Consider the following 4,910-nt stretch of genomic DNA (forward strand, 5'->3'; position numbering starts at 1 on the left):
CATTATCTTTTTCATATCAGCTCCCCCGGTCCTGGTCACGAATACGCTCCTTAAAAGTGCATTTCCCTGAGGTACAGACAAACTGGTTCATCCGCAGCCCGCCATAATCATCGACGTTACCCACCATCATCGTTGTTGTTCCGGCTGGCAGACTGATGTTCAGTGACCGCTCTGAAAAGGGGGCCACCATCGTCCCTTCCTTAAAGCCTGTCAGTTTCTGCTTCCGGCTTTGTCCCAGCCAGATGACCGTGATGTAATACGGCGTCGGGTTTTTCAGGGTCAGCCCCCCACCGGAGGCCAGTACTTTCAGCATTTTCTCCGGCGAGGCATCTCCCTCTGCTGCCAGCGACGAAGGGCGCAGGAACAGCTTCAGCTCACTCTGGGTGGCGAGCTGCAGGATATTCTGGCTTTTGTCCTCCGGCGCAGGCGGAATTTCCCTGACGTTAAAATAAAACAGGCTCTCCCGGTCTGCCGGCAGCGGGGCGGCGCCACTGTTTTCCACCCGCATAATTCTGACCCGGGATTTTTTCCCCGCATCAATACGCTGCAGCGGCGGCAGTGCAATCAGCACATTCGTCGCTTTTCCCTGGCTGTCCTCCACCCATGACTGCGCAAGATAGGGCTGGTCCCGGCTCTCATTGCTCAGACCGACAGAAACGGCCTTCGCATCGCTGTCCATGATGATGCGGGTACGGTCAACATTAATGGCCGCCTGGCTGGCGAAGGGCCAGAATGCGGCAAGGGCCAGTACCAGGCCGGCCGGCAGCCCCGCGGTGTGTCGTCTGTTGTTCACCTTTTTTCTCCGTAAGAATAATGCTGTACGTCTGCTGAATGTTGCACGCCTGTCGCAGGCTGTTACCGGCAGGGAAGCAGCAGGGCTCCCTGGCCGAGGTTCGCGTTCTCCGGCAGGGACAGCCGGCACTGTGTCCTGCCGCCCCATGTCACGACCAGAGCATTCCGCTCTGAAGCCTCAATGCCCGTCAGGTAGACCAGCCCGTTATCACCCGCCATCCCCGCTGTTTTACCGGTTTTCTCCGACACGACCTGCGCGCCGAATGGCGGACTTGTGCCGTCAGCCAGCCGGATGTGTCCGAATATCTGTTCTCCCCGGCTGGTCCGGATATGCCGGTAACCGACGGCCCCTTCCGTCAGTACCTGGCTGGCCACCGGGTCAGACACATCCACGCCGTCCGGCAGCGCGGATACATCCACGGAGACATCGCCTGAACGATAGCTGCTGCCCGCACTCACCACAGCCACCCCGAAGTGGTTGGTCACTCCACTGCCTCCGGATACCGGCACCCCGGCGATACCGTCCGTGTCAATCATCATGCGGGGTTCATTCCCGGCCATTGACTGGCCAAAGGCGGCACCCTGTGCCGTGGCGGTCAGTGAGCCGTACCAGTTCACGCCCAGACTGCGGTACTGACCGGGCTGCAGGGTGAAGTCAGCGCCGGTCTGTCCATAAGGCAGACGGCTCTGGATACTCCCGCTGAAGCTGTTACTGCTGTCGCTGTCATACCGGCTGTGTCCGGCGCTGATGTTCCAGGTCGTGTCGGGATTATGGAAATCGCTGTAGTTCACGGTCTGCCGCATACTGCCCTGGTTATCCCTCTGCAGGCTGTAACTCACCTGGCGACTGTCCCCCCAGGGGACACTGACCTGGAAATAAATCTGGTTTTGTGTCTGGCCGTACGCCGTCTGGTTACGGGACAGGGACAGCGACAGGTTAACGCCGTGTACGGGACCAATATCGGCTGATTTACTGACTGACATCGTCCAGTTATTGTCTGAATCAGCATTCCAGTAACTGAGACGGCTCAGGGACAGGGAGGCACTCATGTTCAGGGCCGAAATGTACTGGTTCCAGCTTACGGAGTAGCTCTGCTTTTCATCCTGCAGGTACTCCCCGTCATACACGGAACGCGCCAGATACTCCTGCAGGGACATAAAATGCCGGTCCGAGAAACGGTACCCGACGAACGCCAGCGTGCTGCCGGTACTGTCAAACGTTTTGGTGTAGTTAATGCGGTAGCTGTAACCGGACTGGCTCTGCCCGTACGGCAGCCGCGCATCTGAGCGGGTGACATCCGCCGATACCGCGCCGAAGAGCCCCATGTTCTGCGCCGCGCCCAGCGCGACGGACTGGTAATCGCCGGTGGAGGCAATCACGCCGCCGTACAGCGAGGTGTTATTAAATGCGCCCCAGATTGCCTCGCCGAGCAGAAAGTCAGGACTGACCGTGCTGTTGTTATGTGTCCCGCCGTACAGCGGACGTCCGGCGGCCACCTTGTAGCGAACCTGTCCCTGACGGGCCATAAAGGGCACGCTGGCCGTGTTGACCTGCCAGGTCCGGACGCTGCCGTCACTTTCGCGCACCGTCACGTCAAGATTGCCGCTGATGTTCTGGCTCAGGTCCGGCAGTACGAACGGTCCGGGCGACACCCGGGTCTGGTACAGCATGCGGCCGTTCTGGCTGATGGTGACCTGCGCATTACTGTTCGCAATGCCGCTGATTTGTGGGGCGTATCCCTGCAGGGAGGGCGGAAGCATCCGCTCATCGCTGGCCAGGGTGAGTCCGGCAAAGCGGAAGGAGTCAAAAATGGCGGAGCTGAGATACGTCTGGCCCAGCGTCAGTTTCGAACGCAGTGAGGGCAGCGCCCGGAACAGATACGTCTGCGGCAGATAAAAATCGGACTGCGATACGTCCCGGCCACTGTCATAGCGGTTGTACTGGTAATCGCTGCGCAGGCGCCAGGCGCCGAGATTAAACCCGGCGGTGCCGTACAGGCTGTAACTGGTGGAGGTCTCGCCCTGGTGCGGCATGTAACGGTTCGCCATCAGGTTATAGTCCAGCAGGGCCGCCGTGACGCCCTCGCTCCAGCGGGCCGGGGGCACCCAGTCCGGGTCCTGGTATTCCATCCAGGCCTGGGGCAGGGTGACGGACAGGGACTGGTTGTCCGGTGAATACTGTACCCTGCTGTCCGCTGTGCTCAGGTTAAGGCACTGGCCGTTCGTTCCCTCCACCGGGGCAAGCTGACGGCGGTTCTCTTCTTTCAGCCCGAACATGTCTGCCAGTTCTGGCGTGATGCAGAACCGGGAACCTCCGTCACTGGTCTCCACCACACTGACTTTGTACTGGCCGCGGATGAGTCTGTCGTTCAGGTAAATATCCAGCAGGTAATCTCCCGGCGCAACGTAGCCGTCCCGGCTGAAGGCGGACAAATCCACATGGCTGTGGTCACTGTTTTTAAGAAAACCGGCGCTGAATTCCGTCGCCCCTGCCGGCAACGTCAGTATATTCAGGGAAATCAGCAGTGCCAGCCGGGTCAGTTTCATGGTGTTTATCGAATTGATTATTTTTATCTTTTAGCTGAATGAATTAAATTCAGGTAAACCTGAGCTGGAGTAAATTCACCCGGAAACACTCTTGTTTCTTAAGAGGAGTATCCGGGTAAACAAATCAATTTACGGAAAAGCAATATAAATAATGAACCGTACAATAATAAATTACAGAGCCGTGCGCTTTTATATCGGGAATATGATGATGCAAAAACACCTGCCGGTAATATCGTCAGTCAAAGAGAAATAAACGGCTTCGTGATACTGGCAGACATAAGATTAAATATACATCCACAACTTAACGGTGCAGTCTGATGTAAAACGAAGCCGCTTTATTATTTTTTAAATCAACAACCGAAAACCCGTCGACGAATTCCGTTTCATCTGATCCGCAACATCAGAAATATTTCAGTTTGTAGTTAACAGTGGCAGCAACAGTACCAGTTCCGCCCGCCCCTCCCACTGCCAGCATACGAGCCTTAAAGGTGACCACGCCAGTGGAGCCCGTTAACTGTTGTGCTTTCGATCCATCGACAGTCTTGCTCAGATCTATAACATTTGCCTGAGCATCCAGAAGCTGGACATCGACATTAGCGGCGTTACCGTCATTATGCAGGAGTCCTTTTGCCGCATCCGGGCTGGTATAACCATCAAACGCCACATCCACTTTTGAGAACTGACCGTAATCCGGGGTTGGTGGATTAGATGTATGCGCATCAAACTGGCATGAGTTCAGGTGAATTTTAATATCCACCGGGTCAGAACCCTGTCCATCCGCCGACAGTTGTTTCATTGACACCTGTCCGAGGTTAACAGTCAGGTTTTCATCATTCGGATCAATACTGCAGGGCGCATTTGTCACAGATCCCCTGAATGTAATTGTTCCACCGCCAAAATCCTTATTTGCAACAACGTCAGCAAAAGCGGGAACAGCGCTCATGACAGCTGCAAGCGTGGCTGTTGTAATTAGTGTTTTTCTGAACATACTCTTATCCTTTAAGTAACTTTTTTAACGCGCACTTAACGTGATCGACAGGAACGCCTTTACCCGAAACAGATACACACTGCTGGCCCTGACGTGAATGCTGCTTCAACAGAACAAGAGAAGAATGAAGGCTACCTGTCGTCTGAAAAACAGCCACGTACACCCGCAGACATTGTGTGAGTTATTTATAGGAGGATTCTTATCCAGATTAAACTTTAAATAATCGATCGATAAGATCGACATATTGATTCGTAAATTAAGAATAATCATCAAAAATATTGTATATCACCATAATTATTTCATGAAAAACGATAAGTTATATTATCATCTGAATCCATATCCTGGATAAGTCTGTGTTGCCGGACGGAAGTTGTCCGGACCATTGTGCCCACAAAATAATCATCAGTGTTTAATCCTGAATAATTAACAGAAATACGAAAAACCTCAGATATTATTCTGATTATGGGTCTGTTTATTTTATTTCAGACTACATCCGGGTGGGCGTGTGGAAACTGGCAAGCAGACTCACAGAAAGGCCAGAAAATAATGAGAATCATTACTTTCCGATATATTATTTTAAATT

General features: G+C 53.7%; 3 protein-coding genes. All 3 read right to left on the reverse strand.

The features are described from left to right. Nucleotides 1-16 precede the first annotated feature (16 nt). The 3 genes from HV477_RS27480 to HV477_RS27490 all read right to left on the reverse strand — a co-directional run bounded on the left by HV477_RS27480 (nt 17) and on the right by HV477_RS27490 (nt 4,327). Nucleotides 17-793, reverse strand: coding sequence for a fimbria/pilus periplasmic chaperone (locus tag HV477_RS27480; protein WP_309224900.1), 777 nt, complete (start codon nt 791-793; stop codon nt 17-19). Between the two features lie 62 nt (nt 794-855). Beyond that, complete coding sequence (stdB, locus tag HV477_RS27485) at nt 856-3,339, reverse strand: fimbrial outer membrane usher protein StdB (protein ID WP_175065707.1); 2,484 nt, start codon at nt 3,337-3,339, stop codon at nt 856-858. Between the two features lie 400 nt (nt 3,340-3,739). Next, nucleotides 3,740-4,327: a fimbrial protein gene (locus HV477_RS27490; RefSeq protein ID WP_175065708.1), complete on the reverse strand. Its 588-nt coding sequence runs from the start codon at nt 4,325-4,327 to the stop codon at nt 3,740-3,742. Nucleotides 4,328-4,910 lie beyond the last annotated feature (583 nt).

Source organism: Salmonella sp. SG203, assembly GCF_013350575.1.
Lineage (GTDB): Bacteria > Pseudomonadota > Gammaproteobacteria > Enterobacterales > Enterobacteriaceae > Salmonella > Salmonella enterica.